This window comes from Nocardia sp. NPDC050710 (genome assembly GCF_040654375.1).
Taxonomy (GTDB): domain Bacteria; phylum Actinomycetota; class Actinomycetes; order Mycobacteriales; family Mycobacteriaceae; genus Nocardia.
Map to the genome: position 1 here is coordinate 75,041 of NZ_JBFAHV010000023.1, position 21,193 is coordinate 96,233.

A 21,193-nucleotide genomic window follows, 5' to 3' on the forward strand; every position below is an offset into this window, starting at 1 on the left:
TATGACCGATCCAGTGGATCCCGCGGCGCACCCGCTTGTCGTACTCGGTGAGGTGCGTACGTGTCTGGTGCCGGATTCCGGGGCGCTGAGTCGCTCGCTGGCGGCGGATCTGCTCGCGCTGGTGCCCGGGCGCCGGGTGCTGTTCCGCGAGCGGCCCATTCCGATCGCCGCCTCACCGACCACCGCGGTCGGCGTGGATTGCACGCTGGCGACCGGAACCAACGGCGGTGTTCGCGCCATCGGGACCGTCGCGGTGAACGCGGTGGTCGTCGGTGGCCGGATTCTGCAGAGTTCGGCCCGCACCATGGCGGTTGTCGCGCCGGAGAAGCGCCGCCGGGATTGGTCGCACTACCTCGCCCAAGTCGGGGTGACCGAGGTGGTGTCCAAGGTCGACGACACCATCCCGGCGCGATTGGCGGACGGGTTCCTCAACGCCACACCACCGCCGGAGACACTGGATCTGTCCTCGATCGGGGAGCGGTTGCTCCGGCGGATCCGCCGCGACGCCCGGTTGGATCAGCATCCGCCGATTCTGGGCGCCACCACGCGGCTGCGGTGGATCGCGCGCATTGCCGAGGTACCGGCCCCGCAGGTGTCCTTCCACGTGGCCGATGAGACGGTGCGCACCGTGCGGGTGCTGGTGCGCGACACCGGCGAATTGGCCGAGGCGCGCCGTTTCTGCGAGGATCTGGCGGCGCACGACTGGCTGCTCACGGCCACCGCTGCCGCCGTGGAGGAGGCCGATCGGTTCCCTTCGGCGAGTTCGGAATCGGTGCAGATCCTGGCGCCGGTACTCGAGCAGTTGGCGCATCTGTGGATGCCGGGGGCGCATGTCGCGGAGCCGATGCGCGTGCTGTGGGCGCAATTGCAGCAGGAGCCGGGTTTCACCGAACAGTGGCTGGCCCGCATCGGTCATCTGCGCGACCGGATGACCGTGGCGACGCTGGCCGCGCTGCGCGTGAGCAAGCTCAGCACCACGGATTGGTAGGCGACACCCGATCAGATCCGGAACCACCGCCGCACCAGCAGCGCGAAGAATACCGAGGTGGAGACGATCCCTGCATAGGCCTCGATGATGAGAAGGATTTCGGCGGCGGCGCCGAGATCCTTCGCCTCACTGAGTCCGGCCGGGTTGAGGTAATTCGTCATGCACAGGTAGGCCGCGTCGGCGAAGGCCCGCCCGGTGAGTGCGGTGATCGCGGTGGTGAACAGCACAAGTTGCAGGCCCATCCAGCCGAGCAGCCGGAACGGCCGGTATCCATAGCCACAGGACACGGCCGAAATCCAGCGGCCGATCCGGTGCCACGGCGGCTGCACGGCCTGGGTTCGGGCCCTGGCCTTGGCGAGCCCGCAGCGGTCCTCGGCATCGTCGTCCTCGTTCTGGCGGTGCAGTCCGCCCGCTCGGCCGAAGGCCAGCGCGGCGTGGGCGGGCAGCCCGGCCGAGGCCACGAACTCGCCGAGCCGCTCGTAGACGTCGGCGAGCAGAGTGCGCTGGGTGCGGCTCAGACGGAGCGGGCCACGGAACTCGACCTCGGCGGCGAGCAGCGCCGCGAGGAACTCCGTGGATACCCCGCGCGCGTCCTCGTCCTCGGCGTCCGGCTTCCTGGCGGCAGCATAGATGTGCCGGAAGACCAGACTGTCGCCCTGCCTGCGACTACCCGGCGGTACGTATTTGGCAACCACGGCCTCGACGTGGGCGTTGAAATCGTCGAGCAGGTGCTGTTCGGCATCGCGCTCGCGGGTCCCGCCGGGCGTTTCGAAGTACTGGCCCACCGCTTCCGAGTATTTCGCGGCGTGGCGATCGATCCGGGTCGTCATCGAGGCGACGAAAGGGGAGGATGCCAGTTGGTCGGCGTATTCGCTCATCGCTCATCTCCCCCCGGGGCCGGACCGTCCCCCCATCCTGTGATACCCACCATAGCAATGAGATTCGGCTACCAACCGGGGTCGCGCAGGCGCTTGATCCAGCGTTGATCATCGGGGTCGGCGATCGTCCTCGGGCCGTGGGTGATTCGGCGCACCAGGACGTCGCGCGGTTCTTCCGCGCCGAAATACTGGGTTTCGTGCGAGATCCGGGTGAAACCGGCCTTCTTGTACAGATTCGTCGCCGCCTGATTGGTCGGCCGGACCGTGATGTACACGGAATCGACCAGTGCGGCACGGCAATTCGTCACGGCCTGCTCCAGCAGCGCCCGCGCGATGCCACGGCCCCGGTACTCCGAGTCCACCGCGAGTCCCAGCACCCAGCCGCGCTGCGCGCCGCCGATGCCCACCAGTGCGTAGCCGCGCACGCCGCCGTCGACATCGGCCACCACCCAGTGCGATCCGTGCAGGTCGAACAGCTGGCGAAGCGTCACATACGACCACGACAGGCCGGGGAACTGTTGCTGTTCCAGTGTGCAGATCGTTCGGAGGTCCTGCACTCTCGCCGGTCTCAGCATCGGCCCCCCCATCCCGATGTCCAACGCTCACCTCTCGCCCCGATGTGAGTCCGAACTCCAGCGTAAAGCGTTCCGGCGCCGAGGGGTTCGTAAACAGCCGAATGGCCCAGGACGGCCGAATGCCGCGCTGAGGGCTCAGCGCGGCATTCGGATTCGTGTCGAGTGGGGTTACACCTTCGCGTACGCCAGGGACGGCACGCGGCCGATGGCGAACGAGGAACGCAGGTAGAAGAACCAGGTGACCCCGGCCATTACCAGGAAGGCGGCGGCGTAGGTCCAGAAGGCGGGGTTCATGCTGCCGAAGTTGATGTTGGACAGGCGAAGTGCCTGCTGCAGCAGGTAGCCGCCGGAGGCGCCGATCGCACCGATGACACCGATGGCGGCGCCGGCCTGACGCCGGGCCGAGGCGGTGGCCTCGCTGATGTCCATGCCGTGTTCGGAGGCGTACTTCTTGGCCTCGGCGCTGAAGATCGACGGGATCATCCGGTAGGTGGAGCCGTTGCCGATGCCGGTCAGTACGAACAGCATCAGGAACGCCGCCAGGTACAGCGGGAAGCTCTTCATCTCCAGCGCCGCCATGATCAGCCCACATGCCACCGACATGCCGCCGAACACGATGACGGTGATCTTGGCGCCGCCGACCTTGTCGGAGACCCAGCCGCCGAAGGGACGGCTGAAGGAGCCGACCAGCGCGCCGAGGAAGGCGAGGTTACCGAGGGTGGTGATCCAGCCGATCTTGGTCAGCTCCGGGAAGTTGGCCTTGATCAGCGTCGGGAACGCGAAGGAGAACCCGATGAAGGAACCGAAGGTGCCGATGTAGAGGAACGACATGACCCAGGTGTGCCGGTTGGTCAGCGCCAGCTTGTAGGACTTGCCGTCGGACTTCGCGGTGCTGATGCTGTCCATGTAGCGCAGCGCACCGAAGGTGGCGACCAGGACGAACGGCACCCAGACCAGCACCGACAGCGTGATACCGAAGCGGTAGCCCGCCGGATCCTTGGCCATCAGGTGGGTGCCCAGGGTGATCAGCAGCGGCAGTACGAGCTGGGTCTGCGCGACGCCGAGGTTACCGCCCGCGGCGTTGATGCCGAGCGCGGCGCCCTTCTTGCCCTCCGGGAAGAAGAACGAGATGTTGGCCATCGAGGAGGAGAAGTTACCGCCACCGAAGCCGGCCAGTGCGGCGAGCACCATGAACACCCACATGGGTGTGCCGGGCTGGTTGACGAAGTAGGCCAGACCCAGCGTCGGGATGAGCAGCATCGCCGCACTGAACGCGGTAAAGGCCCGCCCGCCGAATTTGGGGATGGCGAAGGTATACGGAATCCGCAGTGCGGCGCCGACCAGGGTCGGGGTGGAGGTCAACAGCAGTGCGTTGCTGACCGCGGTCGGATTGCCCTTGCCGAGGCCGGCCAAGAAGTCGAATCCGGCCAGGCCCATGCTGGTGACGACGGTGCCCCAGATGACCCAGACGCTGAAGCCGAGATTCTCGGCGAATACCGAGAAGATCAGATTCTTACGGGCGGTGAGTTTGCCGCCTGATTCCCAGAATTCGGTGTTGTCGGGCTCCCATTTGTCGAGCCAGCGTCCGCGGCTCTGGTGCTTGAACGCCGGTGTGTCCGACTGCTGGCCGGTGGCAGCTACTGTGGCAGTCATCGGCTTCCTCTCGATTGCCTCGCTACGGTCGAGACAAAGGTAGAAGCCAGTTATTGCGTCCCGATGGCCTTCCGTTGCGTTCCCGGCAAATCCGACTCACATGGGGGAAGTGCGGTCGGTGACCAGTTGGTTACCTTGCGGTGGAAATGCGGGACCGGCCGGATTCTTCTGGCGGGCGACTTTCCGGGGCGCTGCCGCGTCGTGTGCCGCATGAAGGCCCGCGGCGGCCGTCTGCCTATCGGGGCTCCGGATACTCCGCGATGAGCGAACCCAGGAAGCAGCGGGCCGCCTGCGCCGCCTGTTCGGCGTCCCCATCGATGACAGCTTGCACCAGTTCGTTGTGCTCGGCATCGTACGAGTCGTCCGATTTCGAGGTCCGCGAACGGATCACCTGTTCGATGGTGGGCAGCAGCGAGTCGTAGAACTCGAGGTACACCGCATTGTGACTGGCGACCACGATCGCGCGGTGCAGTTCCACATCGGCGGCGATGGCCGTCAGATTTCCCTCGCCCCAGGTGTGTTGGCTGCGTTCTTCCAGTAACCGTTTGAGATTGGCGATATCGGTGTCGTCGCGGCGTTGCGCGGCCAGCGCGGCGGCGGTGGTATCGAGCGCTTGGCGTAGCTCGAGTACATCGCGTTCCTCCGCGTCCGCGAAGTACTTGGCCAGGGTGCCGCCGACCTCGGAGACCGCGATCACATAGGTACCCGAGCCCTGGCGTCGCTCCAGCATGCCCGCGTGCACGAGGGCTTGAACGGCCTCGCGGACGGTATTTCTACCCGTCCCGGTGAGCTCGGTGAGCTCCGGTTCGGTGGGAATGCGGGAGCCGATAGACCAACGGCCCGAACGTATTTCGGCACGCAGCTGCTCGGTGACCTGGGCGATGAGGCTGGTGCGCCGGACTGGTTGCACCGAAACAGAGTACCGCCCATCACAAATTGTTGTCTCCTATCATGGGGTCATCCTATGATTTCTCGGTGCCAGCGACCCTCCCGGACACCACGACTCGCCCTGATTCCACCCCCGTCCAGCAGCGTTCGATCGTCGAGGGGCGACTCCTCGTCCTCACCGCGATTGTGATGTCCGCGCTGACCCTGCGCGTCGCCGTCACCGCCTTCAGCCCGCTCGCCGAGCGGATCGGCGCCGATATCGGGTACTCGACCGCGATCGTCGGCGTCTTCGGCATGATCCCGACCGCCATGTTCGCGCTGTCGGGCCTGCTCACCCCGGTATTGGTGGATCGCCTCGGGCTGGAGCGCACCGCGCTGACCGCCATGCTGATGGCCGGGCTCGGCATGCTGATCCGGGCCACGGTCGGCGGCACCGGCGAACTTCTGCTCTGCTCCGCACTGGCGCTGGCGGGGATGGGCATCGGCAATGTGGTCATCCCGCCGTTGGTCAAGCGGTATTTCCCGGATCGCCTCGCGGTGATCAGCTCCCTTTACATCACGATGGTCCAACTCGGCACCGTCGTGCCCGCCCTGATCGCGGTGCCGGTCGCGCAGTCGCACGGCTGGCGCATCTCGCTGGGACTGTGGGCGCTGCTCGGCTTCGCCGCCGCCATCCCGTGGCTCATCGTGCTGCGCGACCGGCGCGGGCGCCACAAGGTGGACACCACCGCGCTGCCCGGCGCTGCGGCCGAGCCCAGGGGCAAGGCGTGGCGCTCGCCCATGGCCTGGGGTATGGCGGGCATGTTCGGCATGACCTCGCTGACGACGTACGCGATATTCGCCTGGCTGCCCAAGATCCTCGCCGAGGCCGGTGCGAGCGACGCGTTCGGCGGCACCATGGTCGGGCTGTTCGCGCTCGTCGGGTTGGTTTCGGCGCTGACCGCGCCGACCATGGTCGCGCGGTTCCGCAATCCCTTCCCGATCGTGGTGTTGTTCGCGGCCTTCTTCTTCATCGCCTTCGCCGGGCTGCTGATCGCGCCCATGAGCGCGCCCGTGCTCTGGGTGGTCATCCTCGGCCTCGGGCCGAGCACCTTCCCGATGGCGCTGACACTGATCAATCTGCGCACCCGCACCGCACAGGGTTCGGCCGCGCTCTCCGGATTCACCCAGGGCGTCGGCTACGCGGTGGCCTGCCTCGGCCCACTGCTGTTCGGCATGCTGCACACCGCCACCGGCGGCTGGCTCGCGCCGTTCGCGATGTTGAGCGTCGCGGTCCTGGTGCTACTGGCCGGGGCATGGCAGGCGTGCAAGCCGCGCATGCTCGAGGACGCATTGCGAGGCGAGCGACCGGCCCGGAGGCGGTAGCGCGGGTGACCGCGGAGGGACCCGGGAGCATCGGCCAATTGAACATGGAAAAAGTAGCGCGAAAATCTCGCGGTTCGGGTTGCGGGATGGGGCGGGTGGCGGCATGCTGTCCGCGTCACACCTCACGGGACCTCGAGTTCGAGGTGGGGTGTTTGTCACCTGTGGAAACCGCCCTGTCACACCGCTGAAACATTCGGCCGAAACTCACCCCCAATACCGGGGAATCGTGAGCAACCGTTGATTTGGCGGTCATTTCCCGCAGCATTTCGGCAATACCCATTTCCTACCGTTGGGGCCAACCGATTTTGGGAGGCCCTTGTTGAGCACGCTCACGCGTAACCGCAACATCGAGCACTGGGATGCCGAGGATGTCGACGCCTGGGAGGCCGGCGGTAAGGATGTCGCCAAGCGCAACCTGATCTGGTCGGTCTTCGCCGAGCATGTGGGATTCTCGGTCTGGTCGATCTGGTCGGTGATGGTGCTGTTCATGCCCACCGACAAGTTCGGCATCGACCCGGCGGGCAAGTTCTTCCTGGTGGCGGTCCCAACCCTGGTTGGTGCGATCCTGCGGATCCCCTACACCGTCGCCACCGCCCGCTTCGGCGGCCGCAACTGGACCATCTTCAGTGCGCTCCTGCTGCTCATCCCGACGGTGCTGACGCTCTACTTCGTCAACCAGCCGGGCACCTCTTACACGACCTTCCTGGTCATCGCGGCATTCGCCGGACTCGGCGGCGGCAACTTCGCCTCCTCGATGACCAATATCAACGCCTTCTACCCGCAGCGGCTCAAGGGCTGGGCCCTCGGCCTGAACGCGGGCGGCGGCAATATCGGCGTGCCGGTGATCCAGCTGATCGGCCTGCTGGTCATCGCCACCCTCGGCAATGGCTATGCCTCGCTGATCTGCGCGATCTACCTGGTACTCGTCGCGCTGGCCGGTGTCGGCGCCGCGCTCTACATGGATAACCTGACGAACCAGAAGGCCGACCTGTCCTACATGATCACGGCGCTGAAGGTGCCGCAGTCGTGGGCGATCGCCTTCCTCTACATCGGCACCTTCGGATCGTTCATCGGCTACAGCTTCGCCTTCGGCCAGGTGCTGCAGATCAGCTTCAAGGCGGGTGGCGACACTGCGGCCCAGGCCGCGCTGCACGCCGCGCAGATCGCCTTCATCGGCCCGCTGCTCGGCTCGCTGGCCCGCCCGTACGGCGGCAAGTGGGCCGACCGGATCGGCGGCAGCAAGGTCAGCCTGTACGTCTTCGGCGCGATGATGGCCGCCGCGCTCCTGGTCGGTGTGGCCAGCACGGTCGCCGACGGCAATAAGGGCGTCGCCACCGGCGGCGTGATGACCGCGATGGTCATCGGATTCATCGCCCTGTTCGTGCTCTCCGGTGTCGGCAATGGGGCGGTCACCAAGATCATCCCGTCGGTCTTCGACGCCAAGTCCAAGAGTCTGGACGCGACCCCGGCCACCCAGGCCGCCTGGTCCCAGAACACCTCGGGCGCGCTGATCGGATTCGTCGGCGCCATCGGGGCGCTCGGCGGAGTCGGCATCAACCTGGTGCTGCGCACGTCCTACGCCTCGACCGCCTCGGCGACCACCGCGTTCTGGGTATTCATGGCCTTCTACGTGGCCTGTGCCGCGGTGACCTGGCTGGTCTTCCTGCGCCGCCCCACCGCCGCCGACTCCGATGTCGTGGTCGAGGCTGAAGCGTTGGTGCTCGAGGCCGAGCAGGCCGCCACCACGTCCACCAACTCGTCGGCTCGCGCCTGACGCCCGAACCGAACCAGGGAGGTCACTCATGAACCCCACAGTCGAACCCGCTCGCAAGACCGCCGTGGTCATCGGCCACGGCATGGTCGGGCACCGCTTCGTCGAGGCGCTGCGCTCTCGTGACGAGGCGGGCCGGTGGCAGGTCATCGTGCTCAGCGAGGAGCAGCTGCCCGCCTACGACCGGGTCGGGCTGTCCTCGTACGTCGGGGCCTGGGACCCGAACTCGCTTGCGCTGCCGGGCAATGAGTACAGCGGTGACGATCTGGTCGAGCTGCGGCTCGGACAGCGCGCCGATGCCATCGACCGCGAGGCCCGCAAGGTCACCACCTCGGCGGGCGACACCATCGCCTACGACGCGCTGGTGCTGGCCACCGGTTCTTACGCCTTCGTGCCGCCGGTGCCGGGCCATGACCTGCCCGAATGCTTCGTCTACCGGACCATCGAGGACCTGGACGGAATCCGGGCGACCGCCGAGGCCGCGGGCCCCGGCGCCATCGGTGTCGTGGTCGGTGGCGGTCTGCTCGGCCTGGAAGCGGCGAACGCCCTGCGCCTGCTCGGTATGACCCCGCACGTGGTCGAGTACAACGACCGGCTGATGCCCGCCCAGGTCGACGAGGGCGGCGGCGCCATCCTGGAGCGGTTGGTCACCGACCTCGGCCTGGCCGTGCACACCGGTGTCGGTACCTCCTCGATCGAGGCGGTCGGCGACGGCAAGCTGAAGGTCACGCTGTCCGACGACTTCGAGATCGATGCCTCGCTGGTGGTCTTCTCCGCGGGTATCCGCCCGCGGGACCAGATCGCCAGGGACGCGGGCCTCGAGGTCGGGCCGCGCGGCGGCATCATCACCGACCTCGGGCTCCAGACCTCGGACCCGCATATCTGGGCCGTCGGCGAATGCGCTGCGGTCGAGGGCGTCTGCTACGGCCTCGTCGCGCCCGGCTACACCACCGCCGAGATCGTCGCGGACCGCTTGCTCGGTGGCACCGGCGAATTCCCCGGCGCGGATATGTCGACCAAGCTCAAGCTGATGGGCGTCGACGTCGCCAGCTTCGGTGACGCGCACGGCACCACCGAGGGTGCGCTGTCGGTGGTGCTGCACGACGCCGCCAAGGGCACTTACGCGAAACTCGTCGTCTCCGATGACGCGCAGATCCTGCTGGGCGGCATCCTGGTCGGCGACGCCACCGCCTACTCGGCGCTGCGCCCCCTGGTCGGCCGTCCGCTGCCCGCCGAGCCCGCCGCGCTGATCTCCCCGGCTGGTGCGGAACTCGGCGCCGACTCGCTACCCGATGACGCGCAGATCTGTTCCTGCAATAACGTCAGCAAGGGTTCGATCTGCGGCGCCATCGCCGAGGGCGCCTGCGACGTGCCCGCCATCAAGAGCTGCACCAACGCCGGAACTTCCTGCGGCGGTTGCGTTCCCATGCTCAAGAAGCTGCTGGAGCAGTCGGGTGTGGAGATGTCGAAGGCGCTGTGCGAGCACTTCTCGCAGTCGCGCGCCGAGCTGTTCCAGATCGTCCAGGTCACCGGCATTCGCACCTTCTCCGCCTTGATCGCCAAGTACGGCACCGGATCCGGCTGCGATATCTGCAAGCCCACGGTCGCCTCCATCCTGGCCTCCACCTCGAGCGACCACATCCTCGACGGCGAGCAGGCCGCACTGCAGGACACCAACGACCACTTCCTCGCCAACCTGCAGAAGAACGGCACCTACTCGGTGGTGCCTCGGATGCCGGGCGGTGAGGTCACCGCCGAGCAGCTGATCACCATCGGTGAGGTCGCCAAGGAATTCGGCCTGTATGTCAAGGTCACCGGCGGACAGCGCATCGACCTGTTCGGCGCCCGCGTCGAGCAGTTGCCGCTGATCTGGAAGCGTCTCGTCGACGCGGGCATGGAATCCGGTCACGCTTACGGCAAGTCGCTGCGTACGGTCAAGAGCTGCGTCGGGTCCACCTGGTGCCGCTACGGCCAGCAGGACTCGGTCGGCATGGCCGTGCTGCTGGAGAAGCGCTACCGCGGCCTGCGTTCCCCGCACAAGCTGAAGCTGGCCGTGTCCGGCTGCGCCCGCGAGTGCGCGGAGGCCCGGGGCAAGGATGTCGGCGTCATCGCCACCGAACACGGCTGGAATCTGTACGTCGGCGGTAACGGTGGTCTGACCCCGAAGCACGCGGTGCTGCTGGCCGGTGACCTCGACGACGAGACGCTGATCAAGTACATCGACAGGTACCTGATGTTCTACATCCGCACCGCGGATCGGCTGCAGCGCACCGCGCCGTGGCAGGAAGCGCTCGAGGGCGGTATCGACTACCTCAAGCAGGTCGTGTGCGAGGACAGCCTCGGCATCGCCGAGGACCTGGAGGCCGCGATGGCCAAGCATGTCGACGGTTACAAGGACGAATGGGCGGCGGTGCTGGAGGACGAAGGGAAGCTGTCGCGCTTCGTCTCCTTCGTGAACGCGCCCGAGGAGGCCGATCCGACGATCTCGTTCGACGACAGCGGTGAGCGCAAGGTGCCGGTACTGCTGGGTCTGCCGGAAATGCCGGTGGCGGCTGGAGTGGGATCCACCACAGCCACGCACGGGAAATGAGTGCTTAACCGCGTGGAAACAGGACGCCTGTACCAATGATTAAGGCGTTCGGAGGAGGAACCCGATGACCGTTATCGATACACCCAGCATTTCACCAGCTACGGCCACCGGTTGGACGCAGGCGTGCCGACTTGACTATTTGATCCCCGGCCGCGGGGTCGCCGTGTTGCTGAAAGGTGGCCGGCAGGCCGCCCTCTTCGTGCTCTCCGACGGCTCGCTCTACGCGGTCGGCAATATTGATCCGTTGGGCCGGGCGGCAGTGATGTCGCGCGGAATCGTCGGCGATCGCGGCGGTGTCCCCGTCGTGGCCTCGCCGCTGCTCAAGCAGGCGTTCTCGTTGCTCGACGGGTCCTGCCTGGACGATGAGTCGGCAGCGCTGCCGGTGTACGCGGTGCGTGTGGACGACGGCATCGTTTCGGTTTCCAACGAGCCGGTGGCGTCCGGGCTCGAATCCTCGGACGGATGAACACCTCATGACAACAATTGACGCGGGCGCCTGTCTGGCCGGATTCACCGTCGGTGTCACCGCCGCTCGGCGGGCCGAAGAATTCGCCACCCTGCTGACCCGACGCGGCGCCACGATCGTTTCGGCGCCCGCCATCCGCATCATCCCGCTGGCCGACGATACGGAACTGGAGCGGGTCACCCGCAAACTGGTCGCCGAACCGCCGCAGCTCACCGTCGCCACCACCGGAATCGGGTTCCGCGGTTGGATGGAGGCGGCCGAGGGTTGGGGCCTGGCCGAAGATCTGCGCAGCACCTTGGCCGGGACCAGGATGCTGGCCCGCGGTCCCAAGGCCAAGGGTGCGATCCGTGCCGCCGAACTGCGTGAGGAGTGGTCACCCGCCTCGGAGTCTTCCGCCGAGGTGCTCGACCACCTGCTCGCCGAGGGCGTGGAGGGCGTTCGTATCGCCGTGCAGCTGCACGGCGCCACCACCGAATGGGAGCCGGTACCCGACTTCTGCGAGGTGCTGCGTTGTGCCGGGGCCGATGTCGTGCCGGTGCCGGTCTACCGGTGGACTCCGCCGGAAGATCAGGGTCCGATGGATCAGCTGATCGAGGCCATCGTCACGGCGAATCTGGATTGCGTGACCTTCACCAGCGCGCCGGCCGTGGCCTCGATGTTGATGCGCGCGAAGGAAACCGGGCTGTTGGAGGGCGTACTGCAGGCCCTGCGTAACCGGGTGCTGCCCGCCTGCGTCGGCCCGATCACCGCGGCCCCGCTCGAGGAACTCGGCGTGCCTACCTCGATGCCGGGCCGGGCCCGTCTCGGCGCGTTGGCTCGGCATGTCGCGGAGGAACTGCCGCGGCGCGCCAACCGGATTCAGGCCGCGGGTCATCAGATCAGCGTGCGCGGCGGTTGCGTGGTCGTCGACGGAACGGTGCGACAGCTGGCACCGGCCCCGATGGCGTTGATGCGGTCGCTGGCCCGTCAGCCCGGACGGGTCGTCTCGCGGGAGGATCTGCTCGCCGCGCTGCCCGGCGGCGGTGACGACACCCACGCCGTGGAGACCGCGATCGCCCGGCTGCGCGCCGGACTCGGCACCCCCAAGGCGATTCAGACGGTGGTCAAGCGCGGCTACCGGCTCGCGCTGGACGCCGCCGAATGCACCGACAACTACCCGCGGCCCGCCGAGGCGCCGCGGCAGCCGATGCCGGGTATCGGCGCACCGGTCCGGGCACCGCGCTACGTCCAGACGATGGGAACCTGGTGACCACGCCCGCCCTGGTGCTGGTGGCGCACGGCACCCGAAGCACCAGGGGTGTGGAAATGATCGCCGCGCTCGCCGAGGCGGTCACACGGGAACTCGGCGCCGCGATTTCGGGGCGCGGCGGCGAGCAGCCCGAGGCGGTCGCTACCGCCCCCGTGCGCACCGCCTTCGTCGACGTGCTCGGGCCGTCGCCGTCGGAGGTGTTGCGCGATCTGCACGCGACATCGGAATCCGTTCCGGCCGTGGTCGTTCCGGCGTTCCTGGCGTCCGGTTACCACGTCTACCAGGATGTGCCACGCGAGGTGGCCGAGAGCGGGCATCCGGCGGTCGCGGTCACCCCGGCCATGGGACCCGATCCGGCGCTCGCGCGGATCATGAAGATGCGGTTGCGCGCCGCGGGCTGGCAGCCCGGTGACGCGGTCGTCTTCGCCGCCGCCGGTTCCTCGGATGCCAGGGCGCGCAAGGATGTTCGGCGCGCGGCGGCCATGCTCGCGGAACGGCTCGGCGAACGGGTGCGGATCGGATATGTCGCGACCGGCGCGCCGCGGGTCGCGGAGGTGGTTGCCTCGTTGCGGGAGTCGGGCGCCGAACGGGTGTTCATCGCCTCGTATCTGCTGGCGCACGGACTGTTCCAACAGCGGCTGCACGAGGCCGGTGCGGACGGTGTCGCCGAACCCATCGGTGTGCACCCCGCGGTGGTTCGTCTCATCGCCGATCGATACCGCACGGCCGCACGGGAATTGGTGCAAACGCACGTGCGCTGAGTGTGCTGTTTTCCGCCAGGCGGCTCAATCGAGCAGGGCGGTCCGGGCCCGGTCGATCTCCCAATAGGCGCTGCCCGGCCGTCCGCGGCGAACAGCGCGAGCCAGTCGTCCTTCCGCTTGGCGCGCACCGCGGCCTGTGAGGCGAGACCGGCGGCCCGCGCCGGAGATTCGGATGTCATCGGGCAGCCTCCTGTTCCTGCGACGCATGGATCACCGTGTCCGCGTACCGATTCAGGCTGTCGATCTTCTCGGCGAGTGTCCGGGTATCCGGGCCCGGCTGATAGGTGCTGCGGAACCCCACGACCAGGTCGGTGACGCCCGCCTCGGCCAGCCGCGCCACGCCGTCGGGATCGAAGGCGTCCCGGGAAACGACATGGATCTGGAAGGGTGCGGGATTGTCCCGCTCGCTCCACAATTCGCGAATCCGCCGCAGCAGCCGGTCGAGTTCTTCGGCGTCGCCGCCCGCCTGCATCCAGCCGTCACCCAGCCGCACCGCCCGGCGCAGCGCCGCATCACTGTGCCCGCCGACCAGGATCGGAATCGGTTCGGTCGGTGTCGGTGTCAGTTCTACGGCGGGAATGTCGTAGCACTCGCCGTGATATTCGAAGAATCCGCCCGCGCACAGGCCGCGCACGACCTCGACGGCCTCGTCCATCCGCTTTCCGCGACGCTCGAACGGCAGGCCCAGCAGGGCGAAATCCTCGGGCCATGGACTGATCCCGACGCCGAGCGACAATCGGTTCCCGCTGAGCACCGCGAGCGACGCGGCCTGCTTGGCGACCAGCACTGGCGGCCGGATCGCCAGTTCGAGCACGAACGGTGTCACCCGCACCGTGCTGGTGGCCGCCGCCAATGCCGTGCACAGCACGAACGTCTCGATGAACGGCTTACCGCGGCGCCCTTGACAGCGGTACCTGGGCTACGCGGACACTGTCGCGCCCGGATCGCCGGAAACCGCTCGAAATCCGTGAAGAATGTCCGTGCAGAACGGTTGTTTCACGGAGATCGCTTGAACGCGGCCGAGGTTCAATTCGGGAAGTCGTTATGGCGCGGTGGTGATCGGGGCTATTTCATGAGTTGGGCAAGGCGGTCCCAGGCCGGGGATGAGGCTCCGGGCTGGGACTGTGCGGCCAGCCGGGCGATAGTCGGGTTGTGGATGGGGCGGGTGTCGGATGGGGCGTGGTGGTTGGCGTACCAGTTCCGGGTACGGTCCGCGAGGGCGGGGAGGCGGGGGTCGTTCGGCGACCAATCGTAGGCGGCGTCGTATTCGAGGTAGAGGACGCGGAACTCGGGATCGGTGATGAACTGGCGTTTTTCGGCGATCCACATGGCGGCGTCCTCGGGTGAGGCTGTTTGCATGAGGATCCAGCCGTCACGCTCCAGGTGCATCTGACGCTCGCTGACGCCGAGTTCGCGCAATTCTTCGAGATAGTCGACGACTTCCTGGGAGACGAAAAGTCCGTCGCCGCCGCGCAGCTGGGTGAGTTGGTGGCGGTATCGCCGCAGCCGCGCGATGCGGTCTTCGAGTGCCTTGTCGATCTCGGCGATAGCTGCCGTGAGCGCGGCCGGGTCGGCGTCGAAGAGGTCCTTGATGCGGGCCAGTGGCATGCCCGCATCGGCCAAGGTCCTGATCTTGACGAGGTCGATGGCGTGTTGGGCGGTGTAACGGCGATAGCCGGACGAGTCGCGGTCTGGCTCGGCGAGCAGACCGCGCTCGTGATAGTGGCGGATTGCTTTGATGGTCACTCCGGCATAGTCCGCGAGTCGGCCGATTGTGATCATGCTCGACATCCTTCCACTCGGCAGTCAGGTCATTCGGGCCGGTCAGGCCCGACGGGTCAGGCGGCCGCCGCCGTTGCGGAAGCGTGTTCTGCCGTCGTGGAGGTCGTGGTAGGAGACGAGCAGCAGTCGCAGATATCCGTCGAACGCCTCCATCGGGTATCCGGCGGGCGCGAACAGGCCGGGCCGGATCGGCACGTAGCGCTGCGGCGGGGCGGAGGTCATGCCGCCGGCGAACTCGGTGAAGATCCGCTCCTGCGACTCGTCCGCCGGTTCGTAGGTCGTTCGCTCCTCGAGCTGACCGTCGACGATGCTGACGTCGATGCGGAGCTGATTGGAGCGGTAGGTGCCCACGTAGGGGGTGAGGTCGACATCGGCCTCCGATTCGGTGATCAGAGTGGCGACCTGCACGTCGAGGTGCTTGCTCAGGAGCCACTGCAGGAGCTGGTCCTGCAGCATGACCGCCCCCGGAGTGTTGCCGAAGGCGGTGAAGACCAGGTCGTGTTCGGGTATGACGAACAGGATGGAGACGCCGCCGGGCGACGCACCCGACATGGCGAGGACGGTCGTGTCGCCGAACGGATACAGCACCCAACCCAGGCCGATGGGCGGGACGTTCGGGCTGGCCATGTCGTAGGCGACCTGCTGCATCAGCGCGGTCGACTCGGTCGAGAGGACCCGCTCGCCGGAGGGGGACACACCGCCTGCGAGGTGGGTGCGTCCGAAGGCAAGCAGGTCGGCGATGGTGCCGATCGGCGTGCCGCCGGCCGGCCCCCAGGTGTCGGGCAGCGTGAACATGCCGGTGGGTTTGGCCGCCCCGGTCTCGAGGTCATTGAAGTGGCCGACCGCGGTGCTGCGCAGGATGGCCTGCTCGGCCGAGGTGCTGGAGTCCTTCATACCGACGGGTGCGTAGATATCGCGTGCGAGCAGGTCGTGGAACGACAGGCCGGTCACGACTTCGAGCAGGCGGCCCGCGACGATCATGCCGCCGTTGGAGTAGCTGAGCTGCTCGCCGGGTTCGAACAGGGTGCCGGCGCTGCTCGCGAGGCCATCGACGTAGGTCTTCACGGCGTCGCGCCCCTTGGCATCGGGGAAGTACAGGTCCGCGTCGATGCCGTTGGTGTGCGAGATCAGGTGCCGGACAAGGATCTGGTCTGTCGCGCCCGGGACGTTCAGTGCGAATTCGGGTAGGTACTTCACGACCGGTGCGTCGAGGTCCAGGACCCCGCGGTCGACCTGCTGTAGGACCAGCGTGGTGGTCAGGACCTTGGTGACGGAGCCGTAGAGGAATCCGGTGTCTTCGAGCATCGGCGCGCCGGTGGCGACGTTCGCGGTGCCGTGGGCGACGATGATCTGCTCGCCGCGGTGGTAGACGCCGGCGAGGAAACCGGGGACATTGCTGGACGCGCAGTAGGCGGCGACCTGCTCGCGGATCTGGGCTTCGATGGTGTGCAGTGCGTTGTCGTTCATGCGAACCATCGTCGAACCTTGCCCTTGGGGCAAGGTCAAGTCGAGGGCTGTCCGAGTCGCTCCTCCGATGTTCAATCCCACGGCCACAGTTGCCACACGGGGAGTTCCGGCGCCTTTCCAGACCGGGTGCGGGAATGATTCAGAACATGGGCGTCGGCACCGGCGATCTGATCCGGCAACCAGGTCGGCGAGTCGAGAATTCCTCCGGCACCGACTACACGAGTGCCGGAGCCGCCGAGATCCAACGCTGATTGGCCGCCGATCTGATTGTGTTGCAACAGCAACTGGACAGCCCGCGCATGTGGGCGGTCGCCGCCCGCCTCATGACATTGTTTGCGAAAAGATCCCGGGATCCGACGGAAACAACGCCGTCCGCTGGTACGACATGGCCGCCGATGCCGCCGACCGATTCAAAGACACGCAGATACGTGGGTGGGTACGCGGCCGGGCCGCTATCGCGCTCGGCTACGAAGGGGCATCGCCGCCGGTGGCGCACAGATTCGCGCTGCCGCCGGAGAAGCATTCGCTGACTTTGCGGATGCTCATGGACGAGATAGCCGGGCGGACCCGAACAGCTGGGTTGTGATGCACCGCGCCGCCGAGCTGGCATATGCACTCGGTCGCCGGATCCGGGAGGCGCGCGGACTAGGCGGATTGGCTGGGTGTGCGGGTGAAAGAAGCGCGGTAGGAGCTCGGGGGGAGGCCGACGTGGCGGATCATGTGCTGGCGCAGGGATTCCGCGGAGCCGATGCCGCTGTGCCGGGCCACCTGATCCATGGGCAGTGAGGTGGATTCGAGGAGTTCGCGGGCGCGCTGGATACGCTGGTGCAGCAGCCATTTCTGTGGACTGAGGCCAGTTTCCTCGTGGAAGCGGCGGGTCAGGGTGCGGACGCTGGTGCGCGCGTGGGTCGCGAGATCATCGAGGGATAGCGGTGTGTCCAGGCGCGCCAGGGCCCATTCGCGGGTGGCCGCCAGCGACAGGCCGTTCTCGGGTGGCAGCGGGATGTCGACGAACTGGGCTTGGCCGCCCGGACGTACGGGGGTCACTACGGCGGCACGCGCCGCGGCATTGGCGACCGTCGCGCCGTAGTCGGTGCGAATCAGGTGCAGGCACAGGTCGATTCCGGCCGCGGCGCCCGCGGCGGTGGTCACCGGCCCGTCCTCGATGAACAGCGCGTCGGTGCGGACGGTTACCTCCGGAAAGCGCGCGCCGAGTTCGTCGGCCAGTCCCCAGTGCGTGGTCGCGGTGCGTCCGGTGAGCAGCCCGGCCTGGGCCAGCACGAAGGCACCGCTGCATATCGAGGTGACCGGTGTCCCGCGGTCGACGGCGCGGCGTAGCGCGGTGAGGGTGGCCGCGTCGGCGGTGCCCCGGGCGCCGGTGCTCGGCACGATCACGATATCGGCCTCATCGAGGAACTCCAGGCCGTGCCGCACCACCACATCGAACCCGCCGAGTGCCGCTGGAACCACGCCGGGTTCGGCGGTGCAGACCACGATTCGGTAGCCGGGTTCACCATCCACGATCACCGAGCCGAGCAGGGTTTCGGGCATGGCCAGGTCGAAGGCCTTCACCGGAGGGACGGCGACAACCGCGACGGTCTTCATGGCCGAATCCTTGGGATAGATGGCAAGCGGGCCACTAGCCTACCTCGCACCCGCCGGGCAATGTTGAGGTCAGGTGATCGGCGAAAGTCATCGATCGCCCAAATCGCCTTGTCTCAGAAGGGAAATCGCATGCCTTTGCATGTCATCGTCGGCCATGGTGGTACCGCCACGGCAACCGCCCTGCTGCTCGCCGAATCCGGCGATCGAGTGCGGATGGTCAGCCGCAGCGGCGCGGGTCCGGAACACTCGCATATCGAGCTGGTGGCCACCGACGCCACCGATGCGACGGCGCTCGCCGAGCTGGCGCGCGGCGCCGAGACCGTCTTCAATACCGCGATGCCCGCGTATCACACCTGGCCGCAGGAGGTTCCGTCGCTGTTCGGCGCGATCAGGGCAGCCGCCGAACAGGCCGGCGCCAACCTGGTGATGCTGGGCAACCTGTACGGCTACGGCCCGGCGGACGGACCGCTGACCGAGGATTCGCCACTGGCCGCGACCGGACACAAGGGACGGGTGCGGGCCCGGATGTGGCACGAGGCCAAGGCATCCCACGATGCGGGCCGGATCCGGGTCACCGAGGTCCGTGCGGGGCAGTTCCTCGGGGCCGGTGCGGTCTCGGTGTTCTCATTGCTGGTGCAGCCCAAGGTGTTGGGCGAGCAACTCGCCCTCGTCCCGCAGGCCCTCGACCTCCCGCACCCCTATACCGCGATCGAGGATGCCGCGGCCGCGCTGGTCGCGGTCGCCCGTGACGACCGGGCGTGGGGTCAGGCCTGGCACGCCCCGGTCATCACCACCACCGTCCGCGCGGCCGCCACCCGGCTGGCCGAGCTCGCGGGCGTCACCGCGCCCCGGCTGGAGGTCATGACGGACCGCGAACTCACCCTGCTCGGTAACGCAGATCCCTTCTGGCCCGAGCTTTTCGAGACCTACCACATGTCGCACCGGGAGTTCACCGTCGACGACAGCGCCATGCGCACCACCTTCGGCGTCTCCGCCACCGCACTGGACGACGTATTGAAGACTGTCGTGCCGCCCGCCTGACGGGGCTGTCCGGAGGTTCAGGATCGGCCCCGCAGAACGCACTGCGGCGTGCTAGGTTCGCGGCCATGCCCGCTCGCGATGACAAGACCGTCGGCCTGGTTCTCGTCACCTACCAGAGCGCAGAGGATCTGCCGCCCTTTCTGGAATCGCTTCCGGCGGCAGTCGAGCCACTGACGCTCACGGTGATCGGCGTCGATAACACTTCGACCGACAACAGCGCCGATATCGTCGACAAGTTCGGTGGGACGGTGATCCGCAACCGCAAGAACGTCGGCCTGGCCGCCGCGATCAACCAGGGCGCGGCCGCGACGAATGCCGAATGGATCCTCGTCGCCAATCCTGATACTCACCTCGCACCGGGTTCGATTGCGTTGCTCGTCGACACCGCCCGGTCCGACGAGACGATCGGCATGATCGGGCCGCGGATAGCCCGGTTGGACGGAACGCCCTACCCGAGTGGGCGTCGGTTCCCGTCGCTCGCGGTGGGGATTGCGCACGCCCTGCTCGGTGGTGTGTGGCCAGGCAATCCCGCGACCCGGGCGTACTTCGGCGATCCGGTGACCGCGATCAGCGATGTCGACTGGATCTCCGGTTGCTGCATGTTGTTCCGGCGCGAGGCATTCGACGCCGTCGGCGGGTTCGATACCCGCTACTTCCTCTATTTCGAGGAAACCAAGATGGCGCTCGATATGCACCGAGCCGGGTGGCGGGTCGTGCTCGACCCGAACGTCGAGATCCGCCATCGTGAAGGCGGCAGTATGCGGTCCGCGCCGTTCCGCAAGATCCGAAGCCATCACCGCAGCGCGCTGCGGTTCTACTGCGACTATCACCGGCACTCGCCGTGGCTGGTGTTCGCCCCGCTGGTCGCGGTAGGGCTGGTGGTGCGCGGTGGGTTGTCGGTGCTGCGGACCGCGATCGCTCAGCGCCTCGGCAGCTAGGTGAACGGTTGCTCATCGAGGCCGATCCCGGCGGCGAGGTCTTGTGCCGCGTTGGGGGCGTAGCGCATCAAGAGTCCGGATCCTGTCGGTGGCCTGGCACACAATGAGTCCATGGCATACGACGAGGAGCTGGCCGAGCGGATCCGGGAGCTGATCGAGCCCGGACCCGAGTTGACCGAGAAGAAGATGTTCGGCGGGTTGGCGTTCCTGATCGGCGGCAATATGGCGGTCGCGGCCAGCGGTAAGGGCGGGCTGCTGGTACGCATCGACCCGGAAGACGGCAACGACCTGCTGGAGCGCGAGTTCGTGCACTCGATGGTGATGGGCGGCCGCGAGGTGGACGGCTGGCTGCGCGTCACCGCGGACGCCGTCGCGGACGATGCCACCCTGCGCGAATGGGTCGATCGCGGCATCGCCTACGCCCGATCGCTCCCGGCCAAGGCGTAACGAGGGCAAGCTGGCCTTGCGTGGATCCGGCTGGCAGCATCGAGGGGAGGCACGGCATGGCTCGAACAGTCATCGATGTGGACGACGAGGCGCTCGCCGAGGCCGCCCGCCACCTGGGCACCACGACGAAACGCGATACCGTCGACGCGGCGCTGCGCGAGATCGTGAACCGCCGATGGCGGGCCGCGGCCGTCGCGCGAATGCGCGAAATGGTGGCTACGGGGGAGATAGACCTGAGGGTGATGGTTAGGCTGCAGCGATGACGCGATTTCCGCGCGTGGCCGCGGTGACGATCGGAATGGCTCTGGTCGGTACCTCACTGTTCGGGGAGGCGGGGGCGACGCCCGGTACGGGTGTCACGGCGGTGACGCTGGGCCGGGCGCAGATTCCCGCCGGGTTGTCGCCGATGGTGGCGGGGACGGATCTGGTGGTTCGGGAGATCACCATCGCGCCGGGCGGTGCGACCGGGTGGCATTTTCACGACGGACCGGTGTTCGGGTTCGTGCGGGCGGGGACATTGACGCATCCCGGACCGGATTGCGTGGCCACGGTGTATCGGACCGGGGATTTCATCGATGAACCAGCGGGTGCGTGGAATGTCCACATCGGGCAGAACCTCGGCACCGAACCCGTGGTGCTGGACGTGGCGTACGCGGTGCCGATCGGGAGTCCGCTGTTCGAGGATGCGCCCGCTCCGGATTGTGCTCGACCCGCGGCATAACAGCCCGA

At 67.5% G+C, this 21,193-nt stretch carries 20 protein-coding genes and 2 pseudogenes; 13 read left to right on the plus strand and 9 right to left on the minus strand.

The genetic code is table 11. The annotated features are described in order from the left end of the window. Nucleotide 1: 1 nt before the first annotated feature. Nucleotides 2-988, plus strand: coding sequence for an SCO2521 family protein (locus tag AB0H61_RS30640; protein WP_357311210.1), 987 nt, complete (start codon nucleotides 2-4; stop codon nucleotides 986-988). 11 nt (nucleotides 989-999) lie between these two features. On the opposite strand, the gene AB0H61_RS30645 is transcribed toward AB0H61_RS30640, so the two are convergent. The 4 genes from AB0H61_RS30645 to AB0H61_RS30660 form a co-directional block, all read right to left on the minus strand. Continuing rightward, on the minus strand, nucleotides 1,000-1,866 hold the full coding sequence (locus AB0H61_RS30645; protein WP_357311211.1) for a hypothetical protein: 867 nt from the start codon (nucleotides 1,864-1,866) through the stop codon (nucleotides 1,000-1,002). 68 nt (nucleotides 1,867-1,934) lie between these two features. Next, the gene (locus AB0H61_RS30650; protein ID WP_357311212.1) at nucleotides 1,935-2,453 is read right to left on the minus strand and encodes a GNAT family N-acetyltransferase; all 519 of its coding nucleotides are present in this window, start codon (nucleotides 2,451-2,453) and stop codon (nucleotides 1,935-1,937) included. Nucleotides 2,454-2,609: 156 nt separating this feature from the next. Next, nucleotides 2,610-4,094: an MFS transporter gene (locus tag AB0H61_RS30655; protein ID WP_357311213.1), complete on the minus strand. Its 1,485-nt coding sequence runs from the start codon at nucleotides 4,092-4,094 to the stop codon at nucleotides 2,610-2,612. Nucleotides 4,095-4,329: 235 nt separating this feature from the next. Then, entirely contained in the window at nucleotides 4,330-5,004 is a 675-nt protein-coding gene (locus AB0H61_RS30660) for an FCD domain-containing protein (protein ID WP_357311214.1), read from the minus strand. A 65-nt stretch (nucleotides 5,005-5,069) separates the two neighbouring features. Between AB0H61_RS30660 and AB0H61_RS30665 the strand changes: the two genes are divergently transcribed. From AB0H61_RS30665 to AB0H61_RS30690, 6 genes are all read left to right on the plus strand, one after another. Continuing rightward, nucleotides 5,070-6,347 carry an MFS transporter gene (locus AB0H61_RS30665; protein ID WP_357311215.1) on the plus strand — a complete coding sequence of 426 codons (1,278 nt, stop codon included), beginning with the start codon at nucleotides 5,070-5,072 and terminating at the stop codon, nucleotides 6,345-6,347. A 316-nt stretch (nucleotides 6,348-6,663) separates the two neighbouring features. Then, nucleotides 6,664-8,121 carry a nitrate/nitrite transporter gene (locus tag AB0H61_RS30670; RefSeq protein WP_357311216.1) on the plus strand — a complete coding sequence of 486 codons (1,458 nt, stop codon included), beginning with the start codon at nucleotides 6,664-6,666 and terminating at the stop codon, nucleotides 8,119-8,121. 28 nt (nucleotides 8,122-8,149) lie between these two features. Continuing rightward, nucleotides 8,150-10,708 (plus strand): nitrite reductase large subunit NirB, encoded by a 2,559-nt coding sequence (gene nirB, locus AB0H61_RS30675; protein WP_357311217.1) that lies wholly within the window; start codon nucleotides 8,150-8,152, stop codon nucleotides 10,706-10,708. A gap of 64 nt (nucleotides 10,709-10,772) precedes the next feature. Continuing rightward, the gene (gene nirD / locus AB0H61_RS30680; protein ID WP_357311218.1) at nucleotides 10,773-11,174 is read left to right on the plus strand and encodes a nitrite reductase small subunit NirD; all 402 of its coding nucleotides are present in this window, start codon (nucleotides 10,773-10,775) and stop codon (nucleotides 11,172-11,174) included. Between the two features lie 7 nt (nucleotides 11,175-11,181). Beyond that, on the plus strand, nucleotides 11,182-12,423 hold the full coding sequence (locus AB0H61_RS30685) for a uroporphyrinogen-III synthase (RefSeq protein WP_357311219.1): 1,242 nt from the start codon (nucleotides 11,182-11,184) through the stop codon (nucleotides 12,421-12,423). Continuing rightward, complete coding sequence (locus AB0H61_RS30690) at nucleotides 12,420-13,184, plus strand: sirohydrochlorin chelatase (RefSeq protein WP_357311220.1); 765 nt, start codon at nucleotides 12,420-12,422, stop codon at nucleotides 13,182-13,184. The genes AB0H61_RS30685 and AB0H61_RS30690 overlap by 4 nt, the downstream gene beginning before the upstream one ends. 77 nt (nucleotides 13,185-13,261) lie before the next feature. Here AB0H61_RS30690 and AB0H61_RS30695 read toward each other — a convergent pair. The 4 genes and pseudogenes from AB0H61_RS30695 to AB0H61_RS30710 all read right to left on the minus strand — a co-directional run. Next, nucleotides 13,262-13,363 (minus strand): annotated as a pseudogene (locus AB0H61_RS30695) (nuclear transport factor 2 family protein); the annotation flags it as partial. Continuing rightward, a pseudogene (locus AB0H61_RS30700) lies at nucleotides 13,360-14,076 on the minus strand (TIGR03619 family F420-dependent LLM class oxidoreductase); the annotation flags it as partial. The pseudogenes AB0H61_RS30700 and AB0H61_RS30695, both read right to left, overlap by 4 nt. Nucleotides 14,077-14,249: 173 nt before the next feature. Continuing rightward, on the minus strand, nucleotides 14,250-14,966 hold the full coding sequence (locus tag AB0H61_RS30705) for a MerR family transcriptional regulator (protein ID WP_357311221.1): 717 nt from the start codon (nucleotides 14,964-14,966) through the stop codon (nucleotides 14,250-14,252). 42 nt (nucleotides 14,967-15,008) lie between these two features. After that, a complete protein-coding gene (locus AB0H61_RS30710) occupies nucleotides 15,009-16,433 on the minus strand; it encodes a serine hydrolase domain-containing protein (RefSeq protein WP_357311222.1) in 1,425 nt (474 codons plus the stop codon). Nucleotides 16,434-16,818: 385 nt separating this feature from the next. Here AB0H61_RS30710 and AB0H61_RS30715 point away from each other — a divergent pair, with 385 nt between their 5' ends. Then, a complete protein-coding gene (locus AB0H61_RS30715) occupies nucleotides 16,819-17,019 on the plus strand; it encodes a hypothetical protein (RefSeq protein WP_357311223.1) in 201 nt (66 codons plus the stop codon). Nucleotides 17,020-17,078: 59 nt separating this feature from the next. Here the strand turns inward: AB0H61_RS30715 and AB0H61_RS30720 are convergent, their stop codons facing one another. Beyond that, nucleotides 17,079-18,038 carry a helix-turn-helix domain-containing protein gene (locus AB0H61_RS30720; protein ID WP_357311224.1) on the minus strand — a complete coding sequence of 320 codons (960 nt, stop codon included), beginning with the start codon at nucleotides 18,036-18,038 and terminating at the stop codon, nucleotides 17,079-17,081. Between the two features lie 129 nt (nucleotides 18,039-18,167). On the opposite strand from AB0H61_RS30720, the gene AB0H61_RS30725 reads away from it, so the two are divergent. The 5 genes from AB0H61_RS30725 to AB0H61_RS30745 all read left to right on the plus strand — a co-directional run bounded on the left by AB0H61_RS30725 (nucleotide 18,168) and on the right by AB0H61_RS30745 (nucleotide 21,185). Further along, nucleotides 18,168-19,079: an NAD-dependent epimerase gene (locus AB0H61_RS30725; protein WP_357311225.1), complete on the plus strand. Its 912-nt coding sequence runs from the start codon at nucleotides 18,168-18,170 to the stop codon at nucleotides 19,077-19,079. A 65-nt stretch (nucleotides 19,080-19,144) separates the two neighbouring features. Next, nucleotides 19,145-20,017, plus strand: coding sequence for a glycosyltransferase family 2 protein (locus AB0H61_RS30730; RefSeq protein ID WP_357311226.1), 873 nt, complete (start codon nucleotides 19,145-19,147; stop codon nucleotides 20,015-20,017). A 111-nt stretch (nucleotides 20,018-20,128) separates the two neighbouring features. After that, nucleotides 20,129-20,464 (plus strand): TfoX/Sxy family protein, encoded by a 336-nt coding sequence (locus AB0H61_RS30735; protein WP_357311227.1) that lies wholly within the window; start codon nucleotides 20,129-20,131, stop codon nucleotides 20,462-20,464. A 56-nt stretch (nucleotides 20,465-20,520) separates the two neighbouring features. Further along, a complete protein-coding gene (locus AB0H61_RS30740; protein WP_357311228.1) occupies nucleotides 20,521-20,727 on the plus strand; it encodes a type II toxin-antitoxin system VapB family antitoxin in 207 nt (68 codons plus the stop codon). A 35-nt stretch (nucleotides 20,728-20,762) separates the two neighbouring features. After that, a complete protein-coding gene (locus AB0H61_RS30745; RefSeq protein WP_357311272.1) occupies nucleotides 20,763-21,185 on the plus strand; it encodes a cupin domain-containing protein in 423 nt (140 codons plus the stop codon). The last annotated feature ends 8 nt before the right edge of the window (nucleotides 21,186-21,193 follow it).

Excerpts from the sequence above, each read along its gene's own strand:
- AB0H61_RS30650 (WP_357311212.1), bottom strand. The coding sequence starts at position 2,453 with ATGGGGGGGCCGATGCTGAGACCGGCGAGAGTGCAGGACCTCCGAACG.
- AB0H61_RS30705 (WP_357311221.1), bottom strand. The coding sequence starts at position 14,966 with ATGATCACAATCGGCCGACTCGCGGACTATGCCGGAGTGACCATCAAA.
- AB0H61_RS30715 (WP_357311223.1), top strand. The coding sequence starts at position 16,819 with ATGGCCGCCGATGCCGCCGACCGATTCAAAGACACGCAGATACGTGGG.
- AB0H61_RS30720 (WP_357311224.1), bottom strand. The coding sequence starts at position 18,038 with ATGAAGACCGTCGCGGTTGTCGCCGTCCCTCCGGTGAAGGCCTTCGAC.
- AB0H61_RS30725 (WP_357311225.1), top strand. The coding sequence starts at position 18,168 with ATGCCTTTGCATGTCATCGTCGGCCATGGTGGTACCGCCACGGCAACC.
- AB0H61_RS30640 (WP_357311210.1), top strand. The coding sequence starts at position 2 with ATGACCGATCCAGTGGATCCCGCGGCGCACCCGCTTGTCGTACTCGGT.
- AB0H61_RS30740 (WP_357311228.1), top strand. The coding sequence starts at position 20,521 with ATGGCTCGAACAGTCATCGATGTGGACGACGAGGCGCTCGCCGAGGCC.
- nirB (WP_357311217.1), top strand. The coding sequence starts at position 8,150 with ATGAACCCCACAGTCGAACCCGCTCGCAAGACCGCCGTGGTCATCGGC.
- AB0H61_RS30730 (WP_357311226.1), top strand. The coding sequence starts at position 19,145 with ATGCCCGCTCGCGATGACAAGACCGTCGGCCTGGTTCTCGTCACCTAC.
- AB0H61_RS30710 (WP_357311222.1), bottom strand. The coding sequence starts at position 16,433 with ATGAACGACAACGCACTGCACACCATCGAAGCCCAGATCCGCGAGCAG.
- AB0H61_RS30655 (WP_357311213.1), bottom strand. The coding sequence starts at position 4,094 with ATGACTGCCACAGTAGCTGCCACCGGCCAGCAGTCGGACACACCGGCG.
- AB0H61_RS30645 (WP_357311211.1), bottom strand. The coding sequence starts at position 1,866 with ATGAGCGAATACGCCGACCAACTGGCATCCTCCCCTTTCGTCGCCTCG.
- nirD (WP_357311218.1), top strand. The coding sequence starts at position 10,773 with ATGACCGTTATCGATACACCCAGCATTTCACCAGCTACGGCCACCGGT.
- AB0H61_RS30735 (WP_357311227.1), top strand. The coding sequence starts at position 20,129 with ATGGCATACGACGAGGAGCTGGCCGAGCGGATCCGGGAGCTGATCGAG.
- AB0H61_RS30685 (WP_357311219.1), top strand. The coding sequence starts at position 11,182 with ATGACAACAATTGACGCGGGCGCCTGTCTGGCCGGATTCACCGTCGGT.
- AB0H61_RS30745 (WP_357311272.1), top strand. The coding sequence starts at position 20,763 with ATGGCTCTGGTCGGTACCTCACTGTTCGGGGAGGCGGGGGCGACGCCC.